The following is an 18,344-nucleotide window of genomic DNA, read 5'->3' as shown; positions in this document are numbered from 1 at the left end:
GAGAATAAAAAAATAGTAAAGAATTGTTTTGTACTCAAAAGTGATTATTTTTTTTGATTTCTAAAAAAATGCGTTTCAAAGGTAGTCGAATTTCCTACATTATCTATTACAACAACTTTTAAATCATTTGCACCTTCGGCAACGATTCCATCAGCAAAAAAGTGAGTTAATTTTCTGGTTTTATTGTCATATTCCATCAAAATCCACTTTCCGTTCAAATAACCGTTATAGGATTTTATACCAGACAATTCATCATATATAGATAACTGCAGTGTTTTTTGAGCACTTATCCATTTCCCTTCAATTGGAGTTGCTATACTAATTTTTGGTGCAATAGTATCAATTGCCAATTTATATTTACCTAATGTTTTAACTTTTGCACTAAAAACATTGTCTTTTTTATAAGTCGAATTATAACTGATTTTATTACCATCTATTCTACCAATAAACATTTTTTCTTTTTGAACTGCTGTAGATTTAGTGTCTTCAATACTAACCGTAAAATTAGTATGAGCGGGAACAGTATCGTCGTGTAAAATTAAAGTGTCATTTTTTACCCCAAAATTAAATTCAAAATCATCATAAAAAGTTCCAGCAGGAAAAAACACGGACATCCCACCTAGAGCAAAATTCATATCTTTATTCGCCTTTATGTAATAATTAGATTTTGACGGTTCTGCGTCTATAATAGTCGATAATAAATCATATTGTACCGGAATAGTAATACTTCTTTTATTACCGTAAAAATCGGATACTTCTATACGATACGAGGAGTTTAAATTTGGAGAAACTTGTAAAATTCCTTTATTCTCATCCGTTTTGATAATACTTAAATTATAGGGGTTTTTCATAAAAAGTTTCTGAACCCTTTGTTGCATTTTCTTATATCTTGGATAATCAATCAATGCGTTAATATATCGCATTTCATCAAATGAATAGGTGTTAAATTCATATCCAAAATTAGGTTTTCCATTATAAAAAGATTGCACCTTATAAACACCGTTATTGTTGAACGAAACGTCATCGGTATCATAAGTAGTAATTCCAAAACCTATTGCGCCATTGGATACCACTTTCTCAGATAAATAAGTGCCATCATTTTGAAGAGTCAAGTTTAGCAGTAAAGGCCTTTTAGCCCGATTAACCGCTGTTTTAGAATCTAAAGGATACACATAAACACTAGAAATTATTGGTTTTTTAGTATCCTTAGTCAATTGATCAAAACCAAAAAACATTGGGTTAATAACAAATTCGGTTTTTGTATCTCGAAATTCAAAATGCAAATGAGGTCCTTCTGAAGATCCAGTATTACCAGAGAAAGCAATGATTTGGCCTTTTTTAACGGGCAGTTCACCAGGCTTTAAAAACATTTCAATCTCAAAATTTTCTTCTTTATAATGTGTAGCCTTAATGAATTTTTCTATTTCATCATTCGCTAATTTTAAATGACCATAAACAGAGGTATAGCCGTTGGGATGATTAATATAAATTGCTTTTCCGTTTCCAAAAGTAGATATCTTAATTCTAGAAATATAACCATCAGCTACTGCATATACATTTAAACCTTCCTTTTGCTGTGTTTTTAAATCAAAACCAGCATGAAAATGATTGGGACGTAATTCACCGAAGTTTCCTGACAATTGCATCGGAATATCTAAAGGCGCTCTAAAATAGTCTTTAGGATACTCTACTTGTGCAAAAACAGAGACACCAAAAAATAAAATAAATACAGAAAATTTCATTGTTTTACATTTTTGCTAAGATAAAAAAAGTATTCAAAACCCCACTAAAAAAAAAAGAATACAACTATTTGTAATACTGATGTTTAACTAATTTTATGCAAAAAAAATAATAAAATATTGTAAAATTAAAAAGGAATACTAACTTTGTATGATTATGTAATGAATTAAGATATATAATGAGTGTAATTGCAGATATTATTGATACTCTTGAAAATAAAGTCGAAAAACTTTTCATTAAAATGAAAAATTTGGAACAAAACAATCAAGAATTAGAAAAGGAATTAATAAAAAATGCATCCCAAATACAAATTCAATTAGAAGAGATTGAAGCCTTGAAAAAGCAGTATGAAACACTTAAGATAGCCAATTCATTATTAGGCAGTGACGATAATAAAAGAGATACAAAGCTTAAAATAAATTCATTAATTCGCGAAATTGATTACTGTATAGCACAGCTATCAGATTAATAAAAGATATGGACGAAAAGCTTAAAATTAAAATATCAATAGCCGACAGGGTTTATCCGTTAACGGTAGATCCCTCTCAAGAAGAAGGACTTCGAAGTGCTTCGAAAAAAATTGATAAGATGATAAAGCAATTTGAAGAAAATTACGCTGTTCGTGATAAACAAGATGTTTTGGCAATGTGTGCCCTACAATTTGCTTCACAAACAGAACAAAAACAAATTGATAACGCCATTGATGGAGAAGCAACCATTGAAAGAATTAAAAAAATCAATGCTGTTTTAGATCAATATCTCGACAAATAAACGTTCTTTACAAAAACTAAGATACTGCCTACATTAGTTCACATTTGGTAAACTCAACACTAACAATTTAGAATGAGCAAATCATCACTACTAAAGCATGCCACGCTTCGGCGAGGAAACTTGAACAGTGAGTTAGCTCAAAACTTGTCTTTTCGAGTTTATTCAAGCAATTAATGTAGGCTTTTTTTATATATAAATTTTAACAAACATGGACAACATATTAACGATTATTATTGCAGGAATTATAGGTATTGTAGCGGGTTTTGCAATCGCCAAATTAATAGAAAAAAGCAATATCTCTAACTTAATTAAAAATTCTAAAAAAGAAGCAGCATCTATCCTAAGAGACGCAAACCTTGAAGCAGAAAACATAAAGAAAGATAAAATACTTCAAGCCAAAGAAAAATTTATCGAGTTAAAGTCTGAACACGAACAAGTAATTTTATCCCGCGATAAAAAAGTAGCTGAAATAGAAAAAAGAGTACGTGATAAGGAATCCCAAATTTCTAATGAATTATCAAAAGCAAAGAAAGTAAATGACGATTTTGAATCTAAAACTGCTGAGTTTACCGCAAAAATTGAAAATTTAGATAAAAAACAAGCTGAAGTAGATCGTTTACACAAAAGCCAATTACAACAACTAGAAGTTATTTCTGGTTTGTCTGCAGAAGAAGCCAAAAATCAATTAGTAGATGGTTTGAAAGCTGAAGCTAAAAGTTCTGCAATGTCTCATATTCAGGACACTATTGAAGAGGCTAAACTTACAGCACAACAAGAAGCTAAAAAAATCATTATTAATACCATACAACGCGTTGGTACAGAAGAAGCGGTAGAAAATTGTGTTTCTGTATTTAACATAGAATCAGATGATGTTAAAGGACGAATTATTGGCCGTGAAGGTAGAAACATTCGTGCATTAGAAGCCGCAACTGGAGTAGAAATCATTGTTGATGACACGCCAGAAGCAATTATCCTTTCTTGTTTTGACCCTGTACGTAGAGAAATTGCCCGTTTAGCATTACACAAATTAGTAACAGATGGTCGTATTCACCCAGCGCGAATTGAAGAAGTAGTTGCTAAAACGGCTAAACAAATTGACGATGAAATTATTGAAGTAGGAAAACGTACTGTGATCGATTTAGGAATTCACGGATTACACCCCGAATTAATAAAAGTGGTGGGCCGTATGAAATATCGTTCATCTTACGGACAAAATTTATTACAACACTCGCGCGAAGTATCTAAACTTTGTGGAATTATGGCAGCCGAACTTGGTTTAAACGTTAAACTGGCTAAAAGAGCTGGTTTATTGCACGATATTGGTAAAGTGCCGGATGCAGAAAGTGATTTACCTCACGCTTTATTAGGAATGCAATGGGCTGAGAAATATGGTGAAAAAGAAGAAGTTTGCAACGCTATTGGAGCGCATCACGATGAAATCGAAATGAAATCTTTACTATCACCAATAGTACAAGTTTGTGATGCCATTTCTGGAGCAAGACCAGGCGCAAGAAGACAAGTTTTAGACTCTTATATTCAACGTTTAAAAGACTTAGAAGAAGTTGCTTACGGTTTTAGCGGTGTTAAAAATGCTTATGCTATTCAAGCTGGTAGAGAACTACGTGTTATTGTAGAAAGCGAAAAAGTTTCAGATGATAATGCGGCTACCTTATCTTTTGATATATCACAAAAAATACAAACAGAAATGACATATCCAGGGCAGGTTAAAGTAACAGTAATTCGTGAAACAAGAGCTGTGAATATTGCTAAATAAATTATAATTTCATTTATTGAAACTTAAAATTCCAAATTCCAGTCAAATGGTTTTTGGAATTTTTATTTTCTAGGATGATAGGTATTCATCACTTCTTTTAAAAACCTTCGATCCAGATGCACATAAATCTCTGTAGTTGTAATAGACTCATGCCCTAACATCAATTGAATAGACCGCAAGTCGGCACCATTTTCTAAAAGATGTGTAGCAAAAGAATGACGGAATGTATGAGGACTGATTGTTTTATTTAAATTCACTACTACAGCTAAGTTTTTAATAATAGTAAATATCATAGCACGCGTTAACTGTCTGCCTCTGCGATTTAAAAATAAAGTATCCTCAAATCCTTTTTGTATAGTAACATGATTTCTACTCGTTTCTCTATACATCTGAATGTAATTTTGAGTAATTTCACTTATTGGAACGAACCGTTGTTTATTTCCTTTACCCGTTATTTTGATAAAACCTTCTTCAAAAAATAAATCTGAATTTTTTAATGTTATAAGTTCAGAAACACGAAGTCCACAACCATAAAGAGTTTCTAGCATTGCACGGTTGCGCTCTCCTTCATTAGAATTCAGATTAATAGCCTCAATAAGCGTATCTATTTCCTCTACGGTTAAGGTATCTGGAAGTTTACGACCCGTTTTAGGAGAATCTATAAGCTCTAAAGGGTTATCAACTCGCAAATCTTCAAATATTAAGTAATCAAAAAAACTCTTAAGACCTGAAATTATTCTGGCTTGTGAACGTGGATTAACTTCTTTTGAAACACTATAAATAAATTGTTGCAAGGTTTCTTCCTTAATTGCAATTGGTGAAATTTCGATTTCGTTCTGATTTAGAAAAAGACAAAGTCGCTCTATATCATAGGAATAATTTTCAAGTGTATTTTTAGACAAACCTCTTTCGATTCTTAAATACGACTGATATTTCTTTATGTACTTTTTCCAATCCATAAATACAAAGAAACACTTTTTTAAGGCATAAAAAAACCTCTCAGTTGAGAGGTTTTTAAAATAATTTCTAGGAAAATTAGAATTTAAAATTCATTCCTACATTAAGTGAAGAAAATGATCCACCATCAAGAGAAATTCCTTTGTATCCTAAATAAACTTCTACTTTTTCTGTTTGGAAACCAAATTTTGGTTGGTAGTATACACCACCATTACCATCACCTTTACCAACATTAACAGCATACCCTAAATCTGCACCTAAAAATAGGTTGTCAGCTACAGAAAATTGAGCTGTAGCAGCTACAGGAACAAAACTAGCAGTTGTCGTTTTTGTTTCAACAGGACCAAAACCTAAATTAATACTTGTTGTTTTACCCAAATAAGCACTATAACCAGTAGTAGCTCCAACTTTAAAACCATCTGCTACATTCCATAAATAAGCAACATCTGCACCTACATTTAAAGAATACGCATCTTTGAAATCTCCCATTGGTAAACCAACATGAGCTCCTACCTTAAACTGACCTTCTTGTGCATTTGCAAAACCAAATGCCATAACTGCTACAGCAGCTAAAATAATTTTTTTCATTTTATTTTTTTTAAATTTAACAACCCAAATATATAATTAATCTTGTTAATTTTTTAATTAACTCTGTTAAAAAATAATTATATTTTATAGTTATTAAACCTAGAAAGATAAAACTAAGTCATTCTAATAAAACAAATTATGATAAAAAAGAGATAATACAACATTAAAATAGTGATTTTAGAAGTAGAAAAAACACAATAATTTTAAGTTTATAGAGTTTTATACTCGAATCGAAATTTTAATAAATAAAAAAACAAATTATGAAAAAAATAATCATCTTAGCAGCTGTATTAACATTCAGTTTTACAGCTTTACATGCACAAGCTGTCAAATTTGGATTTAAAGGAGGGTTGAATTACGCCAATCAAACCGGAAGTGATATTACAGTAAATAGCAAAAATTACAAAACAGATGCTATAACTAGTTATCATGCAGGTTTGCTAGTAGAATTAAAACTAACAGATGGTTTTGCAATACAGCCTGAATTATTATATTCCACTGAAGGCGCTACGTACAAAAATGCAATTGAAGATTTTAAAAATGAATTAGGCTATTTGTCTATCCCAGTCATGGCTAAAATAAGTTTAAATAAAGCCATTAGTTTAGATCTTGGACCACAAGCTTCATTTTTAGTAAGTGAAAAAAATAAATTTGATGCAAAAAATGCAGAAACTTTTGAGTTTGGCGTAGCTGGTGGATTAAGTTTAAACATTACTGAAAACTTTTTTCTGCAAGGACGTTATGTATTAGGACTTACAGATGCTTCGAAAGAGGCTCAAGTTAAGAACTCAGTACTTCAAGTTTCAGCAGGTTTTAAATTCTAATAAAAAATATTTAAATATAGATAAAACCGTTACATAATTTGTAACGGCTTTTTTTTATCGATAACAGTAATAATCCTCTAATTTTATTAATAATGCTCTTTATTAAAGAGTAATTTTTAAATGAAATAAATTTGATAAAAATTAAGGAATAACTTTTAGAAAATAGTTTCAAGCAAGTTTTTAGTATGTTTCAGAATACAACTAATTCTTTAATACTGATGATTAAATGGAATTTCAGATATAAAAAAAATGATTCAAATTACATTATAGGATGCAACTATTTATGAATTTAAAAATTATTTGAATTACTTTTTGAAAGATTAATCGTGTAAATAAAAAAAAACATGAAATTAGATTAAAAAAGAAATCAATACCAGTAACCTTATGTGTTATAAATCAATGATTTAAAAATAATATAGTATTTTACTTTCAAAAAATTGAAGATTTAACATTAAAAAGTAATAAAAATAAGATCTTTATATCTACCTTTGCAAAAATTTTGCACAGAGCAAAAGATATCAAACAACAAAAATTAATAATTAAGATGAAAAAGATTTTTTTAATTGCAGTAGGATTTTTCGCTTTCCAAGCAGCTAACGCACAAGAAGATGCTTCTTACAAACCAACAACTGGTACACTTACAACTGAAGTACTTTTAACTGGTGGATTAAACGCAGCTAATTTTGATTTAAATGGTGGTGGTGTTAAATTCAGATATTTCTTAAAAGATGATTTAGCTTTTAGAGTTGGTTTAGGTTTGGATAATGAAAAAACTGAAGCTATTGCTGGTACACTTACAACTACTAAAAAAACAGCAGCAAACACAGTAAAATTAGGTGTTGAAAAGCATTTTGCTGGAACAAACAGATTGTCTACTTATGGTGGAGCTGATTTAATGTTAGGTTTTGGAAAAAACACTACAGATGCTATTTTTGACAATGGGAACTACAATAAATCTGAACAAAAAAGTTCAGGATTTGGAGTTGCAGTTTTTACTGGTGCAGATTACTACATCGTTAAAAAAGTATACTTAGGAGTTGAAGCTGGATTAAGCTTTATGACTGAAAATTTAAAAGATGCTAAAAATTCAACAAAAGTTGGTAACGTTACAAACACTACAACTACTCCAGGTAGTAAAGGGAACACGTTAGCTACTGATGTTTTTGGTGGAGTTAGACTTGGATACCAATTCTAGTCCTAACAATCATTATATTAAATCCCGTTCTGAAAATTCAGAACGGGATTTTTTTTATATAAACAATTAATATCCTCCTAAGAAAAAAAGATTAGACATTATTCATAATTAAAGCAGGAACAATTAAGAGAGATTACAATTTAAGTCTTAATTTTATTTAACATTCTAAGAATGCTACTTAATTTATTAAGAAATCAATGTTTCAAAAAATATTTTTTTTTTAGTAATGGAGATATTTTTTTTACTTTTACAAGAAACACTTTCTATGAAAATATGCATTATCAACGGACCCAATTTAAACTTGTTAGGAAAACGCGAGCCAGCCGTTTACGGAAACCAAACTTTTGAAGAATATTTTACAATGCTTCAAATACAATTTCCAACTATTGACTTCTCTTATTTTCAGAGTAATATTGAGGGCGAATTGATCGATAAAATTCAAGAGTACGGATTTTCATTTGATGGTATTATACTGAATGCTGGAGCCTATACTCATACTTCTATTGGAATAGGTGACGCTGTAAAATCAATTACAACTCCAGTTATAGAAGTCCACATTTCTAATACTTTTTCTCGCGAAAGCTTCAGACATCAATCTTACATTTCTGGAAATGCCAAAGGTGTTATTTTAGGCTTTGGTTTAAAAAGTTACCAATTAGCAATTCAATCTTTTTTATAAATTATTACTTATAAAATAGAATAAATTATTAAAATAAAATTAGATCTTTTTTCAAAATCTAGGTAGAATTTTGCTTTAATCATTAGGTTCTACATGAATTAGCACATGGCCTAATTCTGGTATTCTTTCTCGTAATGTGTCTTTTAATTTATGAGCAAGGAAATGCCCTTCTTTAACCGTAATTGTAGAATCTACGGTTGCATGCAAATCAACATGATATTGCATTCCGGCTTTTCTAATAAAACACTTTTCAGTATCAATAATTCCTTCAACTTCTAAGGAGACAGCTCTAATTTGAATAATTAGATCATCATATAAATGCTCATCCATTATTTCGCCTAATGCAGGTCTAAATATCTGATAACTATTATACAAAATAAAACCAGATGCAAATAGTGCTGCCCAATCATCAGCAGCTTCATATCCTTTACCTAAAAATAAAGCAATTGAAATTCCTAGAAAAGCTGCCACAGAAGTTATGGCATCACTACGATGATGCCAAGCGTCAGCTCTAAGAGACGAACTATTCGTTTGCACGCTTCTTTTCATGACTACTCTAAAAGAATATTCTTTCCAAATAATAATGCCTCCAAGAACTATTAACGTCCAAGGTTTCGGCAACTCATGTGGCGTCTGAATGTTTATAATGCTTTCGTAAGCAATAATTGTAGCCGAAGTGATTAAAAAACCGACTACCAAAAAAGTTATTAGTGGCTCTGCCCTTCCGTGTCCATAGGGATGATTTTTATCTGCTGGTCTACTAGAATATTTAATTCCAAACAATACTAAGAAAGAAGCAAAAATATCAGTAGTTGATTCAATTGCATCTGCAATCAAGGCATAAGAATTTCCAAAAAAACCAGCCAAACCTTTAATAATGGCCATACAAGTGTTCCCAATGATACTAAAATAGGTAGCCTTTATTGCAGTTTGTTCGCTTGACATGCTTTTATTATGTGAGGTATTAAAACTAAAATCGTTTAAGTAAACCGAATTCGATTTTAAATTCAAATTCTATAGGTTTACTTAAACGAAATTTTATATAATTAATGTTATTTAGGCACGAATAATCTGTGCTCCAATAGCTCTCAATCGTTCATCTATTAGTTCATATCCTCTATCGATTTGTTCAATATTTTGAATAGTACTCGTTCCTTTTGCCGAAAGCGCAGCTATTAATAATGAGATTCCAGCACGAATATCTGGTGATGACATTGTAGTTGCTTTTAATTGTGATTTAAAATCATGGCCCATAACTACAGCACGATGCGGATCGCACAACATAATTTTAGCTCCCATGTCAATTAATTTATCAACAAAAAACAATCTGCTTTCAAACATTTTTTGATGAATTAAAACATCTCCTTTTGCCTGAGTTGCCACTACAAGAACTATACTCAATAAGTCTGGCGTAAATCCAGGCCAAGGTGCATCTGAAATAGTTAATATAGAACCATCAATATCCGTTTTTACTTCATACCCATTAACGTGAGCAGGAATGTAAATATCATCTCCTCTGCGTTCTAATGTAATCCCTAATTTTCTAAATGTATTCGGAATTAATCCTAGATTATCCCAGCTTACATTTTTGATAGTAATTTCTGATTTTGTCATAGCTGCTAGACCAATCCAGCTTCCTATTTCAATCATATCTGGAAGAATTCGGTGTTCACAACCTCCCAAACGCTCTACTCCTTCAATTGTCAACAAGTTAGATCCTACGCCAGTAATCTTAGCACCCATAGAATTTAACATTTTGCACAACTGTTGTAAATAAGGCTCACAAGCAGCGTTATATACTGTAGTCATTCCTTTTGCCAGAACGGCTGCCATAACAATATTAGCAGTTCCAGTTACCGATGCTTCATCGAGTAACATACTCGCACCTGTTAATCCTTCTGGAGCTTCTACACCATAAAAATGATCTTCTCTGTTGTATCTAAATTTAGCACCAAGATTAATAAATCCTTCAAAATGGGTGTCCAATCTTCTGCGACCAATTTTATCTCCTCCAGGTTTTGGAATATATCCTTTACCGAAACGTGCTAAAAGTGGCCCAACAATCATAATTGAACCTCTCAACGAGCCGCCTTCTTTCTTAAATGCTTCTGTTTCTAGGTAACTCATATTCACTTCATCTGCTTGAAAAATATAAGAACCTGAACCATTTTTTTGGATTTTAACGCCCAAATTACCCAAAAGAGTGATTAGTTTATTAATATCGATAATATCAGGAATATTATTAATAATTACTTTCTCAGGTGTCAAAAGAACAGCACACAATATTTGCAAAGCTTCATTTTTGGCTCCTTGTGGTGTAATTTCACCTTTTAGACTAATACCGCCTTCTATTTTAAAAATTCCCATTTTTTTAAGGTTATGAGTTTATTGTTTAAGGCATTATATTACTACTTAGATTAAGAGTGATTTTTGCCTAAACTGTGTTACAAAGGTTTTCTGTTTTGATTTTTATGCGTTGGATTAGGTTTACCCGTTTTTGAATTCTTATTACTTAGAATTTTAGGCTGACCTACCGGTAAAATTTTATTAGAAACTCGTTTATTAGTTCTCAATAAATCTGTGGTATTCAATAACTCCTCACTACTTTGAAGCAAATTCAATTTCCCATCAGAGAGCTCGTATAAATGTTCAAAAATCACATCGTCTTTAACGGTGTCTTTGTTCCAACTTAAATAAGATTTCTTCATGTGATTGGCAATCACTTTGACCAAAGCACTTTTCATATCTCCATCTTCCCATTTATTTGCCACATCAATCATGTATTTTATGTTATTACCATAATACCTGTATTTTGGGAAATTTTGTGGGTAGTTTAAAACATCTGGTTTGAGTTGTAAAACTTCACGAGATGGAATTGGATAAGGAGAATCTGCTACCAATTTAAAATCAGACATTATAAAAAGCTGATCCCATAATTTATGCTGAAAATCAAGAACATCACGCAAATGAGGATTCAAACTTCCCATAACTTGTATAATGTATTTGGCCGCTTTGTTGCGCTCTACATCATCTTTTATTTGAGTTGCTTGATCAATCAATTTTTGCAAATGTCTACCGTATTCTGGAATAATTAAATGCGATCGCTCTGCATTGTATTCCAAATGATGAACAATATCATTTGCATTTTCTTTAATGTACTTTGAATTCATATTGGAATTTATGTTTTTTATTCAACTGACTTTTGAAACGATTTATGAATTAAAATCGGTTATGCCAATTAAATTATCTTAATTATTTAAAGGGAAATGATACCTTCAATAGTTGAAACTTCTAGATATTTATCTACTATCTCTTGAGAATCTTTCATAGTAACATCAACAGAAATACTAGTGAATTTTCCAGTTTTAGATTTTTTGGTATTGATAACTGCGCCCATGCAATCAAAAGCAGCTTCTACACGCGCTATATTATCATTTTCTGTAGGTACAATAAATTTGAATAAATAGATTGCTGGCCAAGTATTACTCAAATCCAACTCTACTTTTAACCTATCATAGAACTCTTTAGTCTTGTTATCCATAGTGTTTTTAAAATATTAGCAAAGATACTGTTTCAAACCTATATTATGAATTTTGAAATATAATTTTTTAACTAATCCCATTTAAAACAAATGATTTTTTCAAATTCCAATTAGTTTAAGTAAATTTGCGCCTTATTTTTTAAAAGTGCAAACAAAAATCATAGTTATTATTGGCGGTCCTGGAACAGGTAAATCTACTATTATCGACGGATTAGTCGCGAAAGGATATTGTTGCTATCCCGAAATTTCTCGGGAAGTTACTTTGGAAGCAAAAAAACAAGGAATTGAACAGTTGTTTTTAGAAAAACCTTTATTATTCAGCGAGTTATTGCTGGAGGGAAGAAAAAAACAATTCGTAAATGCCTACAATGAATCACATGATGTGGTGTTTATAGACAGAGGAATTCCTGATGTGCTTGCCTACATGCACTATATTGGAGATAGTTATCCAGCTAGCTTTGATACTGCGTGCCGAGAACATACTTACTCTAAAATTTTTATTCTTCCACCATGGGAAGAAATTTACATCAGTGACGAAGCGCGTTATGAAAACTTTGAACAGGCAAAATTGATCAATACCCATCTTATAGAAACCTATAAAAATTACGGTTATGAATTAATAGAAGTTCCAAAAGACACCATGGATAACAGAATTATTTTTATATTAGATGAAATTTCAAAATAATCTAACTTTCTTAGTTATTTATGTTTTAAGGTGTTTTTAAAGGAACTGAAATCTGTATTATATGCCCGAAGCACTAGCCTTACTCCAAAAGTATTGGAAACACGATAAATTTAGATCGCTTCAAAAAGAAATTATCACAGCTGTTTTAGACGGTAATGATACTTTTGCTTTAATGCCAACTGGAGGCGGAAAATCTATTTGTTTTCAGATTCCGGCTTTAATGAATGATGGAATATGCTTAGTCATTTCGCCATTAGTTGCGCTGATGAAAGATCAGGTTGCAAATTTGCAAAAGCGCAATATAAAAGCAATTGCATTAACTGGTGGCATACGTTCCGAAGAATTAATCGATTTACTAGACAATTGCCAGTTTGGTAATTATAAATTCTTGTATTTATCTCCAGAAAGATTACAATCAGATTGGATTTTAGAACGTATAAAATCTTTACCTATAAATCTAATTACTATTGATGAAGCGCATTGCGTTTCACAATGGGGTCATGATTTTCGCCCCGCTTACTTAAAAATTTCAGCAATAAAAAAACATTTTCCAAAAACACCTTTTTTAGCCCTTACAGCAACCGCAACTCCAAGAGTTAAAAAAGACATTATCACTGCGCTAGGATTACACGAGCCAAAACTATTTGAAAAATCATTTGCAAGAGAGAATATCGCTTACATGGTTTTTGAAGTAGAAGATAAACTTTTTAGGATAGAACAAATTCTTAAAAAAAACCCACAACCTTCTATAATTTATGTTCGAAACAGAAAATCATGTTTAGACATCTCCTCACAATTGCAATCTTTAGGATTTAAAGCTACCTATTATCACGGTGGACTTTCGTCTAAAGAAAAAGACAAGAACATGCAATTATGGATGAATGAAGAAGTTCAGGTTATTGTAGCAACAAACGCCTTTGGAATGGGGATTGACAAAGCCAATGTAAAAGCAGTTATCCATATTCAATTACCCGAAAATATGGAGAATTATTACCAAGAAGCAGGACGTGGAGGCCGAAATGGAGAAAGAGCTTTTGCAGTATTGCTAACTAGTTCCTCGGATATTATCCAAGCTGAAAGTCAATTTATAAATGTACTTCCAGATAAAAAATTTTTAAATTCAGTTTACATTAAGCTTAACAATTATTTTCAAATTGCTTATGGAGAAGGAATCAATGAGCAGTTTACTTTTAATTTGCATCACTTTTGTTTAAAATATGAATTTCCTACCCTAAAAACCTATAACGCATTGCAATTTCTTGACCGCCAAGGAATCATCACTTTATCACAGGAATTTTCTGAAAAAATAACTTTACAATTCCTTATTCCGTCCAAAGAAGTAATTCGATACATGAGTTTGAATCAAAATGATGAAGAAATTATTTTGGCTATTCTACGAACCTATCCTGGAATTTATGAAATGCAAACGGCTTTTAACTTACAATTAATTGCAAAAAAATCGAATCATAAAGAATCTCAAGTATTAGCTGTTTTACATAAATTGAAAGAAAAAGATATCATAGCATTTCATTCTAAAAATAATGATGCTACTATAGTGTTTAATGAAGTTCGAGAAGATGAGAGAACTATCAGTCGGGTTTCGAAACACTTAGAAAACCAAAATCAGTTAAAAAAAGAGCAACTTCAAGCGGTAGTTCATTATATTAACGAGAAATCAGTTTGTAAAAACAAATTGATTTTAGATTATTTTGGAGAAAAAACAATGGTGAATTGTGGTATTTGCTCGTATTGCATCACTAAGAAAATTCAGAAAAAAGATTTTACATCGCTTGGTAAAGAAATAATTCAATTATTACAATCGGAAGATTTAAATTCAAGAGAAATTCAAAATAAGACTAAAAATAGTCCAGAGGAAGTTATATTTGTACTTCAAGATCTATTAGAAAATAACACAATTTTGGTAAAGCCAAATAACAAATACACACTAAAATCATAATGGAAAAATTACGAATTGTATTTATGGGTACTCCAGAATTTGCAGTAGGAATTCTAGATACTATACTTAAAAACAACTATGAAGTTGTAGGGGTTATTACCGCTGCAGACAAACCTGCTGGCCGTGGACAAAAAATAAAATATTCAGCAGTAAAAGATTACGCCTTAGCCAATAACCTCCCTTTATTACAACCTACAAACTTAAAAGACGAGGATTTTTTATCCGAATTAAAAGCGCTACAAGCCAATTTACAAATTGTAGTCGCCTTTAGAATGTTACCAAAGGTAGTTTGGGAAATGCCTTCACTAGGAACTTTTAACCTTCATGCCTCACTACTTCCTAATTATCGCGGTGCAGCACCCATAAATTGGGCAATTATAAATGGTGAAACAAAAACTGGAGTAACTACTTTTTTTATAGATGATAAAATTGATACTGGCGCAATGATTTTGAGTTCCGAATTAGCGATTCAGGAATCAGAAAGTGCAGGTAATTTGCATGATAGACTTATGGAACTAGGAAGTCATACGGTTATTGACACTTTAAAATTAATTGAAAAAGGAAATGTAGCAACTATCATTCAGAAAGAAGACTCAGATATTACAACAGCCTACAAACTCAATAAGGAAAACTGCAAAATTGATTGGACAAAATCTGCATTAGAAATTAATAATCTAATTAGAGGTTTAAGTCCATATCCTAGTTCTTGGTGCTTTTTTGCTGATAAAAACGAAGAATGGAACGTAAAAATATACGAAGCTAATCTTATTAACGAGGAACACCAGTACGCTATCGGAAGCATAATTTGCACTAAAAAAGAAATGAAAATTGCAGTTAAAGATGGATTTATTCAAATTTTACAATTACAATTTCCAGGAAAGAAGAAAATGAGCACCTCAGAATTACTGAATGGAATATCATTTTCTGAAGAGGCAAAAGTGCACTAAAGTCAATAAAAATGGGATTTTTTTAACTTTATTAAGAAAAAAAGCATTCATTTATCAACAAAAAAAATAAGTTATCAACAAAATAAATTAAATTAACACAAAACGCTTGCAAGGAACGTATTTCCTACTAAATTTGTGTATTAACAATTTGTATAACCAACAATTAATAACTATTTATTATGAACAAATCAGAATTAATCGATGCTATCGCTGCTGATGCAGGAATTACAAAAGCTGCAGCAAAATTAGCTTTAGAATCATTTTTAGGAAATGTAGGAGAGACTTTGAAAAAAGGTGGAAGAGTATCTTTAGTAGGTTTCGGATCATGGTCTGTTTCTGCTAGAGCTGCTAGAGATGGTAGAAATCCTCAAACAGGAAAAACTATTCAAATTGCTGCTAAAAATGTAGTTAAATTTAAAGCAGGAGCTGAATTAGAAGGTGCAGTAAACTAATTCTATTCGCTTCTATATAATCTAAACCTTCCATATGGAAGGTTTTTTTATACTTTTTAACGATTTTATTTGGCAGTATTATAATAAAAAACTTAAATTTATTAAAAAATAAAATCCTATGATTACAGATAAATTAAAAAAAGGCCACTTACTTATTGCAGAACCAACAATAATAGGTGATTTATCATTCAATAGATCAGTGATTTTATTAGCTGACTATAATGAAGAAGGATCTGTTGGTTTTATAATCAACAAGCCCTTAAAATATACCATTCATGATTTAATTCCAGAGATTGATGCGCGTTTTAAAATTTATAATGGGGGCCCAGTAGAACAAGACAACCTTTATTTTATACATAACATTCCAGATTTAATTCCGAACAGTATTGAAATTTCTAATGGTATTTATTGGGGAGGTGATTTCGAATCTACCAAAGAACTTATCAATAGAGGAGAAATCAGTAATGACAATATTCGTTTCTTTTTAGGCTATACAGGATGGCATGAAAAACAATTAGAAAGCGAAATGGAAAGTCACTCATGGATCATCAACTCCAATAGATATGAAAATAAAATAATAGGCAAATCTGCGACTCATTTTTGGAAAGAACAAATCAAAGAATTGGGTGGAGAATATCTTATATGGCTAAATGCGCCTGAAAATCCTTATTTAAATTAACTAGCGCTTATCATTTCATTGAGTTTCCCTAATAACTGCGTTGCTCTATTGATTACAAAACTCTTCTTACGATATTTAGTTATCGGTTGAATTCCTTTTATAACATTAGTCACAAATAATTCATCTGCTTTTTGTAGATCAAATGGAGAAATAATCTCTTCTAAAACCTCTAAACCTTCTATTTTTTTTGCTAAGACAAGTATTTGTTTTCTCATAATTCCGTTCAAACAACCCTCAGAAATTGGTGGTGTAATCAACTTATTACCCAATACCATAAATACATTTCCTTGTAGTGCCTCAACAACATTTTTACTATCATTTAATAACAAACAGTTATCTAAACTATTTTCATCAGCAAATATGCTTCCCGTAATATTAATGATTTTATTAGTTGTTTTAATTGACGAAAGTAGCTGTTTTGTAATATAAAAATCTTTGTACAAATCTACTTCATAATGCTCTTTTTCGATAAAATATAAACTATTATCTAGTACTGAGGTATGAATTATAAAGGATACTGTATTATTTTGTGGCAAATAATATCCGCCGTCATTTCTATAAACAGTAATTCTGGCTCTAGAAGACTTGCCAAAATTATTTTCGCTTGAAGTTAAAAGAATTTGTTGTTCAAAATATTCCATTGTAAAATTCATAGGAATCTCCATTCTAACAACTCGCATCGAAGCCATTAATCTAAAATAATGATCTTCAAGAAAAAGAATTTTATTGTTTACAATTTTAACTGTTTCGAACACACCGTCACCATATAAAAAAGCACGGTTATGAGTTAGTACATTGGTATCCTGTGATACAATAGATCCATTAAAATTAATCATAAAAAAAGCCCTAAATAATATTCAGGGCAAATATAAGTCATAAAATATGATTTTACTATACAGAACCAATTAGATGTTTTAAATCTGAAATTTGATTTTCCCAAAGTAAAGTAGCTTCTTCGAGTTCGTCTTTTTCTGCAAAATCGACTACCATTAAAGAAACGTCTTTAGTAAGCTCATCTACTAAGATGTGCAATTCAAAAAAATACTCTGTATCTTTTCCTTTATCATCTACCCACTTAAATTTTACTTTTTCACCTGTTTTCTTAGAAGCTAATCTAGCCTTTTCCTCAGAATCATTCCAAATAAAAGTAAAAAATTCACCACGAGAATTAACATTGTCGGCAAACCATTCCGACAAACCTGAAGGAGTGGATATATATTGATACAATAATTGAGGCGAAGAATTTATAGGAAACTCGATTTCGTAACGTACTTTCTGATCCATGAGATGCTTTTAATTTTTCCGAAATATATAGAATATAACTACAAAAAAAAAACATTTACAAAAATATTTTTTTTTCTTCAAAATATGTTTGCACGCTCTAATATAATTTATATATTTGCACCCGCATTCAAGGACAACAAAACTTGAATATTTGGCGAGGTAGCTCAGTCGGTTAGAGCGCAGGATTCATAACCCTGAGGTCACGGGTTCAACTCCCGTCTTCGCTACGAAAACAAACCCTTAAACAACAACTGTTTAAGGGTTTTTTGAT

20 protein-coding genes and 1 tRNA gene are annotated in these 18,344 nt (G+C 31.1%); 12 read left to right on the top strand and 9 right to left on the bottom strand.

All coding sequences use genetic code 11. The features are described 5' to 3' along the window. Nucleotides 1-44: 44 nt before the first annotated feature. Entirely contained in the window at nt 45-1,742 is a 1,698-nt protein-coding gene (locus J3S90_RS07935; protein WP_210645738.1) for a M23 family metallopeptidase, read from the bottom strand. Between the two features lie 176 nt (nt 1,743-1,918). Here J3S90_RS07935 and J3S90_RS07930 point away from each other — a divergent pair, with 176 nt between their 5' ends. The 3 genes from J3S90_RS07930 to rny all read left to right on the top strand — a co-directional run bounded on the left by J3S90_RS07930 (nt 1,919) and on the right by rny (nt 4,285). Next, nucleotides 1,919-2,209, top strand: a complete 291-nt coding sequence (locus J3S90_RS07930) for a hypothetical protein (protein ID WP_210645737.1) — start codon at nt 1,919-1,921, stop codon at nt 2,207-2,209. Nucleotides 2,210-2,217: 8 nt separating this feature from the next. After that, complete coding sequence (locus J3S90_RS07925; RefSeq protein ID WP_121926008.1) at nt 2,218-2,511, top strand: cell division protein ZapA; 294 nt, start codon at nt 2,218-2,220, stop codon at nt 2,509-2,511. A 208-nt stretch (nt 2,512-2,719) separates the two neighbouring features. Continuing rightward, nucleotides 2,720-4,285 (top strand): ribonuclease Y, encoded by a 1,566-nt coding sequence (gene rny, locus J3S90_RS07920; RefSeq protein WP_188051127.1) that lies wholly within the window; start codon nt 2,720-2,722, stop codon nt 4,283-4,285. Between the two features lie 62 nt (nt 4,286-4,347). Here the strand turns inward: rny and xerD are convergent, their stop codons facing one another. Then, nucleotides 4,348-5,244: a site-specific tyrosine recombinase XerD gene (xerD, locus tag J3S90_RS07915; RefSeq protein ID WP_188051126.1), complete on the bottom strand. Its 897-nt coding sequence runs from the start codon at nt 5,242-5,244 to the stop codon at nt 4,348-4,350. 76 nt (nt 5,245-5,320) lie between these two features. Next, a complete protein-coding gene (locus tag J3S90_RS07910; RefSeq protein ID WP_210645736.1) occupies nt 5,321-5,830 on the bottom strand; it encodes a hypothetical protein in 510 nt (169 codons plus the stop codon). Nucleotides 5,831-6,090: 260 nt separating this feature from the next. Here J3S90_RS07910 and J3S90_RS07905 point away from each other — a divergent pair, with 260 nt between their 5' ends. From J3S90_RS07905 to aroQ, 3 genes are all read left to right on the top strand, one after another. Beyond that, nucleotides 6,091-6,654 carry a porin family protein gene (locus J3S90_RS07905; protein ID WP_210645735.1) on the top strand — a complete coding sequence of 188 codons (564 nt, stop codon included), beginning with the start codon at nt 6,091-6,093 and terminating at the stop codon, nt 6,652-6,654. 544 nt (nt 6,655-7,198) lie between these two features. Next, nucleotides 7,199-7,849, top strand: a complete 651-nt coding sequence (locus J3S90_RS07900; RefSeq protein ID WP_188051123.1) for a hypothetical protein — start codon at nt 7,199-7,201, stop codon at nt 7,847-7,849. 265 nt (nt 7,850-8,114) lie between these two features. Beyond that, the gene (gene aroQ, locus J3S90_RS07895) at nt 8,115-8,528 is read left to right on the top strand and encodes a type II 3-dehydroquinate dehydratase (protein ID WP_188051122.1); all 414 of its coding nucleotides are present in this window, start codon (nt 8,115-8,117) and stop codon (nt 8,526-8,528) included. Between the two features lie 75 nt (nt 8,529-8,603). Here aroQ and J3S90_RS07890 read toward each other — a convergent pair whose 3' ends face one another. The 4 genes from J3S90_RS07890 to J3S90_RS07875 all read right to left on the bottom strand — a co-directional run bounded on the left by J3S90_RS07890 (nt 8,604) and on the right by J3S90_RS07875 (nt 12,069). Beyond that, nucleotides 8,604-9,473 carry a cation diffusion facilitator family transporter gene (locus J3S90_RS07890; protein WP_210645734.1) on the bottom strand — a complete coding sequence of 290 codons (870 nt, stop codon included), beginning with the start codon at nt 9,471-9,473 and terminating at the stop codon, nt 8,604-8,606. A gap of 111 nt (nt 9,474-9,584) precedes the next feature. Beyond that, nucleotides 9,585-10,895: a UDP-N-acetylglucosamine 1-carboxyvinyltransferase gene (gene murA, locus J3S90_RS07885; RefSeq protein WP_210645733.1), complete on the bottom strand. Its 1,311-nt coding sequence runs from the start codon at nt 10,893-10,895 to the stop codon at nt 9,585-9,587. A gap of 77 nt (nt 10,896-10,972) precedes the next feature. Continuing rightward, on the bottom strand, nt 10,973-11,698 hold the full coding sequence (locus tag J3S90_RS07880) for a DUF4290 domain-containing protein (RefSeq protein ID WP_188051119.1): 726 nt from the start codon (nt 11,696-11,698) through the stop codon (nt 10,973-10,975). Nucleotides 11,699-11,784: 86 nt separating this feature from the next. Then, entirely contained in the window at nt 11,785-12,069 is a 285-nt protein-coding gene (locus J3S90_RS07875; RefSeq protein WP_188051118.1) for a DUF493 family protein, read from the bottom strand. A 145-nt stretch (nt 12,070-12,214) separates the two neighbouring features. On the opposite strand from J3S90_RS07875, the gene J3S90_RS07870 reads away from it, so the two are divergent. From J3S90_RS07870 to J3S90_RS07850, 5 genes are all read left to right on the top strand, one after another. After that, the gene (locus J3S90_RS07870; protein ID WP_188051117.1) at nt 12,215-12,754 is read left to right on the top strand and encodes an AAA family ATPase; all 540 of its coding nucleotides are present in this window, start codon (nt 12,215-12,217) and stop codon (nt 12,752-12,754) included. A 61-nt stretch (nt 12,755-12,815) separates the two neighbouring features. After that, nucleotides 12,816-14,711: a RecQ family ATP-dependent DNA helicase gene (locus tag J3S90_RS07865; RefSeq protein WP_210645732.1), complete on the top strand. Its 1,896-nt coding sequence runs from the start codon at nt 12,816-12,818 to the stop codon at nt 14,709-14,711. After that, the gene (fmt, locus tag J3S90_RS07860) at nt 14,711-15,658 is read left to right on the top strand and encodes a methionyl-tRNA formyltransferase (protein ID WP_210645731.1); all 948 of its coding nucleotides are present in this window, start codon (nt 14,711-14,713) and stop codon (nt 15,656-15,658) included. The genes J3S90_RS07865 and fmt overlap by 1 nt, the downstream gene beginning before the upstream one ends. Before the next feature lie 179 nt (nt 15,659-15,837). Next, the gene (locus tag J3S90_RS07855; RefSeq protein WP_026706853.1) at nt 15,838-16,110 is read left to right on the top strand and encodes an HU family DNA-binding protein; all 273 of its coding nucleotides are present in this window, start codon (nt 15,838-15,840) and stop codon (nt 16,108-16,110) included. Nucleotides 16,111-16,228: 118 nt separating this feature from the next. After that, nucleotides 16,229-16,789: a YqgE/AlgH family protein gene (locus tag J3S90_RS07850; RefSeq protein WP_188051114.1), complete on the top strand. Its 561-nt coding sequence runs from the start codon at nt 16,229-16,231 to the stop codon at nt 16,787-16,789. Here J3S90_RS07850 and J3S90_RS07845 read toward each other — a convergent pair. Further along, entirely contained in the window at nt 16,786-17,625 is an 840-nt protein-coding gene (locus J3S90_RS07845; protein WP_210645730.1) for an aminotransferase class IV, read from the bottom strand. The two genes, J3S90_RS07850 and J3S90_RS07845, sit on opposite strands and share 4 nt — an antisense overlap. Nucleotides 17,626-17,680: 55 nt before the next feature. Next, a complete protein-coding gene (locus J3S90_RS07840) occupies nt 17,681-18,073 on the bottom strand; it encodes an START-like domain-containing protein (protein ID WP_188051112.1) in 393 nt (130 codons plus the stop codon). Nucleotides 18,074-18,226: 153 nt separating this feature from the next. Here J3S90_RS07840 and J3S90_RS07835 point away from each other — a divergent pair. Then, a tRNA-Met gene (locus tag J3S90_RS07835) sits at nt 18,227-18,300 on the top strand. Nucleotides 18,301-18,344 lie beyond the last annotated feature (44 nt).

Origin of the sequence: Flavobacterium flabelliforme (genome assembly GCF_017948675.1) — a bacterium.
Classification (GTDB): domain Bacteria; phylum Bacteroidota; class Bacteroidia; order Flavobacteriales; family Flavobacteriaceae; genus Flavobacterium; species Flavobacterium pygoscelis.
Note: the sequence above shows the minus strand (reverse complement) of the source record. Positions and strands in the feature narration are given on the sequence as shown.